Here is a 6,137-nt window from a genome sequence, read left to right as displayed (position 1 = left end):
CCCGACTGGTGGCTCCTCGACCCCGCCTACGGAGCCGAACCCGACCACCGCGGCATCCGCGACCTCGTCCGCGACCTCAACACCTGCTACCGGGCGGCCCCCGCCCTATGGGAACGCGACACCGACCCGACAGGCTTCTCGTGGATCGCGGGCGACGCGGCGGAGGACAACGTCTTCGCCTTCCTCCGCCACGCCGCGGACGGCACCCCGCTGCTGTCCGTGTCGAACTTCTCGCCGGTCGTCCGCCACGAGTACCGCCTGGGCGTACCGGACGACATCCCGGCATGGCACGAAGCCCTGAACACGGACGCGGCCCGCTACGGCGGCGGCGACATAACAAACCGCGACCCGATCAAACCGACCGATGCGCCCGAGCACGCCCGCCCAGCAAACATCACCCTGACGCTGCCACCCCTGGCAACGGTATGGCTGCGCCCCTAGGGGCGCGGGGCTGTGTCGATATGCGGCTCCGCCGCGTGAGCGCAATCTTTTAAGGGGGTCCAGGGGGCGAAGCCCCCGGTTTCGGGAAGGGGCGGGGTGGGGGACTCAACAAGCCCCACCCCGCCGCGGCCTACAGCAACGCCGCCCCCAACGCCCCCGGCAGCTCCGCCGCGTGCACAACTCCCAAATCCTGCGTGGCCCGAGTCAACGCCACATACAAATCGCTCACCCCGAACTCCCCCGGCTCGACCACGATCACCCGGTCGAACTCAAGCCCCTTGGCCTGCCGCGGATCAAGCAACACCAAATGCCGCGTGAGATCGGGCTCACCCCCGGCAACAACCCCGGGCAGCCGGGCGGCCAGCCCCTCGTGGAGCCGCCGCGGCGCAATCACCGCAAGCCGCCCCTCCTCGGGAATCCGCTCGACCGCGGCCTTGGCCGTCGCCTCCACGACATCGTCGGCACGCAGCACCCACGGCCGCTCCCCGGTGGACCGCACGGAGGACGGCGCCTCGTACCCCGGACGGGAGTCATTCAGCACCGCCGCCGCGACGTCCATGATCTCGGACGGCGTCCGGTAGTTGACGCCGAGCCGGGTGTGCTCGAAGCGGCCCTCGACGTACGGCGCGAGGATGTCCGCCCACGCTCCGACGCTGCCCTCCTCCGAGGTCTGCGCGGGGTCGCCGACGAGCGTCATCGACCGCGTCGGCGACCTGCGCATGAGCAGCCGCCACGCCATCGGGCTCAGCTCCTGCGCCTCGTCGACGATGATGTGCCCGAACGCCCAGGTCCGGTCGGCGGCGGCCCGCTCCGCGGCGCTGCGGTGGTCCTCCTCCTCGTACCAGCCGGCGACCCGGTCCGCGTCCACGATGTCGTGCGCGGCGAGCACCTCCGACTCCTCCTCGTCCTCGAACTCGTACGTCTCCGAGCCCTTGGACAGGTCGAGCACGCCCTGCGCGTACGCGATCCGCTCCTGCCGCGCCGCCTCCGCGGCGGCCCGCTCGGCACTGTCGTCATAGCCGAGCAGCTCGGCGGCCTCGTCGAGCAACGGCACGTCCCCGACCGTCCACTCGCCGCCCTCGGCGCGCCGGATCGCGTCCGCGTCGTCCTCCGGCAGATGCGTCGGCTCGGCCAGATAGTCGGCGACGAAGCCCTGCGGGGTCAGCTGGGGCCACAGCTCCTCGATCGCCGCGTGCACGTCGGCGCTGGACGCGACGGCCTTGCCGAGCTGGGCGATGTCGTCGGGGCCGAGGAAGTTCGGGCCGCCGTAGGGGTCGGCGCCGATCCGCTCGGTGAGCTGTTCGGTGAGCGCGTCGATGACCCGGAACGCGAAGTGCGGGCGGGCGAGGTTGTGCGGCAGCTTGGTGTCGCGGGCCGCCTGCCGGGCCTCGTAGGCGATCTCCCAGTCGAGGATCAGGTCGCCGTCGTCGTTCGGGATGATCAGCGGGGCGCCGGGCTCGGGGAGCCGCTGCCGGTCCTCGATGGCCAGCGCGAGGCTGTCGGCCATCGCCGCCGAGCCCTTCACGGTGGCCGCGCGCGGCGTGTCCTTGACGGTGGCGCGCACGCCGGGGAACAGCTCGCCGACCGTCGAGAGCAGCACGCCGGTCTCGCCGAGTCCGGGCAGCACCTCGCTGATGTACCGCAGGAAGGCCGGGTTCGGGCCGACGATCAGCACGGCCCGCTTGGCGAGCAGCTCCCGCTGCTCGTACAGCAGGAACGCGGCGCGGTGCAGCGCGACGGCCGTCTTGCCGGTGCCGGGCCCGCCCTCGACGACGAGCACGCCGGGGTGCGGGTGGCGGATGATGTGGTCCTGCTCGGCCTGGATCGTCTGCACGATGTCGCCCATGCGGCCGGTGCGCGCCGAGTTCAGGGCGGCGAGCAGCACGGCGTCGCCGGTGGGGTCCTCGTACCCGGTGCGCTCCGCGTCGTCGAGGTCGAGGATCTCGTCGTGCAGCTCGGTGACCGTGCGCCCGTCGAACGTGAGGTGGCGGCGCCGGCGCAGACCCATCGGCGTATGACCGGTGGCGAGATAGAAAGGCCGGGCGACGGGCGCCCGCCAGTCGATCAGCATCGGTGTGCGCTCCGCGTCGTCGGCGCGAATTCCGATACGGCCGATGTGATGCGCCACACCGAGTTCTTGATCGTCGTCGCCCTTGAGGTCAATTCGACCGAAGCAGAGCGAACCCTCGACCGCATTCAGCGCGGCGAGCAGCCCCGAACGCTCGACGACCAACAGGTCCCGCTCGAGGAGCGCCTGCTGGCCGCTTCCCACCGGGGTGATCGCATCCCGGACGGAGTCCGCGGCGACGCCACGCAGCTCATCGACGCGCCTGTAGAGCGCGTCGATGTATTCCTGCTCTTTCTGCAATTCCAGGCTGTCCCGGCTTGACAAAACAACTCCCTGCCCGGTACCGTGGTTTTTGTTGGCCCCCACTGTGGGGTCTTTTCTGTGGGCACACAGAAACACCGAATATACCCCGGGCGGGGCCGAATTCCAATTGCGGGAGTTCGAGGGTTACGGAAGCTCGGCCAGTTCCTCAAGCAGCTTCCGCCTGGACCGCGCCCCGACGCGCGACCACACCGGCTCACCGTCCTTGAAGACCATGAGCGTGGGCGTCCCGAGCACCTGGTACTTCACGGCCGCGTCCGGACTCACGTCGACATCGACGGCCACGACGTCGAGCCGGTCCCGCTCCTCCTCCGCGATCGACTCCAGCACGGGACCCAGCTGCCGGCAGGGCCCGCACCACCGCGCGGTGAACTCCACGAGCACCGGCCGCTGTGCCCGCAGCACCTGCTCCTCGAAGTCCGCGTCGGTCACTCCACGCAACGTCATCCCGTCTCCCCTAGTTCGCAGCGCGGCTCGGCCTCCTGCGACGCGGCCAGCGCCTCCATGGCCCGCTCGGCGCGCGCCAATTGCGCACCGACGGTCTCGCGTACGGCGGTCAACTCGCCGATCAGCGCATCGAGTTCGGCGACCTTGCTCCGGTACACGGCCACCGACGCCGGGCACGAGTCACCCTCCGGGTGACCGGCCCGCAGGCACTCCACGAACGGCCGGGTCTCCTCCAGGTCGAATCCGAAGTCCTGCAGCGTGCGGATCTGCCGCAGGGCCCGCAGGTCGTCCTCGTCGTACGTCCGGTAGCCGTTTCCGCCGCGCCGCGCGGGCAGCAGCCCGCGCGACTCGTAGTACCTGAGCGCCCGCGTCGTCGTACCGGCGCGGGCGGCGAGCTCTCCGATGCGCATACGGGAGACGTTAGACCTTGCCGCTGACGTCAAGGCCAGTCGACGAGTACGAGGTACAGCGCGAACGCCGCCGCGACGGCGAACGGCGCCGCCACCGAGAACCCGCGCCTGCGGGCCACGAACCGTTCCTCCCACGGCAGCAGCCAGGCGGTGGCGAGCGTCAGGAGCGCGACGGTCAGCCCCCAGCCGAAGACGGTGAAGGGCCACGCCTGCGAGGCCGCGGCGGTCCCGTACGCGAGGAGCGCGGCGGGCAGCGTGATCACGCTGGACACCAGCGGGGCGACCCACGCCCGGGGACGCGGCGCGGGCGGTGCGACGGAGTCGTCCACGAGTTCGGAGATCATGTCTCCATCCAATGCGGACAGCCGTTCCCCTACCTGAGTGCGCGTACTCAGCTCAGGTACTCAGCTGTCCCGGCTCGCGCGGCCGACTTCATCGGGCAGCCGACTTCATCGGGCACAGGATGTCGGGTCCGCCCCCGTCCACCGCGCCTAGCGTTCAAGACGTCAACGGCAGAACCGGAAAACAGCACGAACCGGAGAGGAGAGGCCAGGTTGCTGGACCGACTCAACCAGGTCATGGACCACGTCGAGCAGCGCCTCGACGAGCCCCTGGACATCGCGGAACTGGCGCGCGTCGCCACGACGTCGGAGTACCACCTGCGCCGGATGTTCTCGGCGCTCGCGGGCATGCCGCTGTCGGAGTACGTCCGGCGGCGCCGGCTCACGGTGGCGGGCGCCGAGGTCCTCGCCGACCGGGAGTCGCTCCTGACCATCGCCGTGCGCTACGGGTACGGCTCGGGCGAGGCGTTCGCCCGCGCGTTCCGTGCCCTGCACGGGGTCGGCCCGGGCGAGGCCCGCCGGACGAAACCGGCCCTGGTCTCCCAGCCCCGCCTCTCCTTCCGGCTCACCGTCGAAGGGAACAGCAGCATGCGCTACCGCGTAGTGGACCGCCCCGACTTCAGCGTCGTCGGCCCGAAGGCCCGGGTCCCCCTGATCTACCAGGGCCCGAACCAGTCGATCATCGACTTCGTCCGCTCCGTCCCGCCGGAGACCGTCTCGGCCCTGGAGCAGTTGTCGAAGGACTCCGGCGAGGAGCCCGAGGGCCTGGTCGCGGTCTGCGACGACCTGGACCCCGGCCGCGCCGAGGGCAGCGAACTCGACTACTACCACGGGGTGGTGGCCGGCCCGGACGCTCCGGCCCCCGCGGGCGCCACCGTGCTCCCCGTGCCCGCCGGCACCTGGGCCGTCTTCACCACGTCGGGCCCGGCCCCGGAGGCCATCCAGGCACTCTGGGCGACGGTGTACGCGGAGTGGTTCCCCGCCAACCCGTACCGCACCCGCCCCGGCCCGGAGATCCTCCGCACCCGGATGTCCCCGGACGGCGCGACGGCGGACGCGGAACTGTGGCTGCCGGTGGAGCGGGAGTCCGCCTGACCTGACGGGCCCGTAATTCCCGGGCCAATTGTCAGCGCCTGCCGCTACGTTGCGTCCATGAGCCACGATGCAGGCACCACCCTGCCCATCGCCCGGTATCTCGACTGCCTGGCCGCCGACTTCGAGCGGCTCGGGGCCGCCGCCGCGCAGGCCCCGGCGGCACAGGTGCCGAGCTGCCCCGGCTGGACCGCCACCGACCTGGTGCGCCACGTCGGGCAGGTCTACGCACACAAGACGCAGGCCATCCTGGCGGCCGCCCCGGGCACCGAACCGGAGTGGCCGCCGAAGGGCACGACCGACGAGGAACCCTTCGCCCTCCTGAACCGCACGTACACCGAACTGCGGGCCGCCCTCGACGCGCGGGGCCCGGAGGACCCCTCGGGCACCTGGTACGCCCCGGACCAGACCGTCGGCTTCTGGATCCGCCGCATGACCCAGGAGACGGTCATCCACCGCATCGACGCCGAACTCGCGGCCGGCGGACCGGTCACCGTGGTCCCGGACGACCTCGCCATCGACGGCATCGACGAACTCCTGAACGTGTTCACCGCCTACGCGGTCACCGAGTGGTCCGACTACTTCCGGGAGCCACTGGGCGCCTCACCGGGCCGGACGTACGAGGTGCGGGCGGAGGGCGAGAAGAGCGCGACGTGGCGGATTCGCACGGGGCCCGCCCCCTCTTTCACGGTCGAGACCGACGCGGACGCAGGCCCCGCGGACGTCACCCTGAGCGGCACACCGGAGGCGCTGCTGCGCGACCTGTGGAACCGGGAGGGCACCGATGAGCCCTCCCGGGTGCGGGTGACCGGGGCTCCGGAGGCGGTCGAGGAATTGCGGGCCTGCCTTCGGATTTCCACCGAGTAGAAAGCGCGTCTGAAACGCAGAAAAGCCCCGTGCCAATGGCACGGGGCTTTTCTCTAAAAATAGTTCGGCGGCGTCCTACTCTCCCACAGGGTCCCCCCTGCAGTACCATCGGCGCTGTGAGGCTTAGCTTCCGGGTTCGGAATGTAACCG

Annotated in this window: 7 protein-coding genes and 1 rRNA gene; 3 read left to right on the top strand and 5 right to left on the bottom strand. The window is 71.1% G+C overall.

Features of this window, described 5'->3' with window-relative positions; genetic code table 11:
• Positions 1-441: alpha amylase C-terminal domain-containing protein (locus ACFV9W_RS38950; RefSeq protein ID WP_385770842.1), on the top strand; the 441-nt coding region annotated here is incomplete at its 5' end.
• A gap of 130 nt (positions 442-571) precedes the next feature.
• Here the strand turns inward: ACFV9W_RS38950 and ACFV9W_RS38945 are convergent.
• The 4 genes from ACFV9W_RS38945 to ACFV9W_RS38930 all read right to left on the bottom strand — a co-directional run bounded on the left by ACFV9W_RS38945 (position 572) and on the right by ACFV9W_RS38930 (position 4,031).
• On the bottom strand, positions 572-2,809 hold the full coding sequence (locus tag ACFV9W_RS38945; RefSeq protein ID WP_385770840.1) for a HelD family protein: 2,238 nt from the start codon (positions 2,807-2,809) through the stop codon (positions 572-574).
• Positions 2,810-2,956: 147 nt separating this feature from the next.
• Positions 2,957-3,277, bottom strand: coding sequence for a thioredoxin (trxA, locus tag ACFV9W_RS38940; RefSeq protein ID WP_385770838.1), 321 nt, complete (start codon positions 3,275-3,277; stop codon positions 2,957-2,959).
• Positions 3,274-3,687, bottom strand: a complete 414-nt coding sequence (locus ACFV9W_RS38935; protein WP_385770836.1) for a MerR family transcriptional regulator — start codon at positions 3,685-3,687, stop codon at positions 3,274-3,276. The genes trxA and ACFV9W_RS38935 overlap by 4 nt, the downstream gene beginning before the upstream one ends.
• Before the next feature lie 29 nt (positions 3,688-3,716).
• Entirely contained in the window at positions 3,717-4,031 is a 315-nt protein-coding gene (locus tag ACFV9W_RS38930; protein WP_385770834.1) for a hypothetical protein, read from the bottom strand.
• Positions 4,032-4,241: 210 nt separating this feature from the next.
• On the opposite strand from ACFV9W_RS38930, the gene ACFV9W_RS38925 reads away from it, so the two are divergent.
• Entirely contained in the window at positions 4,242-5,123 is an 882-nt protein-coding gene (locus tag ACFV9W_RS38925; RefSeq protein ID WP_385770831.1) for a GyrI-like domain-containing protein, read from the top strand.
• Between the two features lie 57 nt (positions 5,124-5,180).
• Complete coding sequence (locus ACFV9W_RS38920) at positions 5,181-5,987, top strand: maleylpyruvate isomerase family mycothiol-dependent enzyme (RefSeq protein WP_385770829.1); 807 nt, start codon at positions 5,181-5,183, stop codon at positions 5,985-5,987.
• Positions 5,988-6,049: 62 nt separating this feature from the next.
• On the opposite strand, the gene rrf is transcribed toward ACFV9W_RS38920, so the two are convergent.
• Positions 6,050-6,137: ribosomal RNA gene (gene rrf, locus ACFV9W_RS38915) — 5S ribosomal RNA — on the bottom strand; the annotation flags it as partial.

The organism is Streptomyces sp. NPDC059897 (genome assembly GCF_042730865.1).
GTDB lineage: Bacteria > Actinomycetota > Actinomycetes > Streptomycetales > Streptomycetaceae > Streptomyces.
Note: the sequence above shows the minus strand (reverse complement) of the source record. Positions and strands in the feature narration are given on the sequence as shown.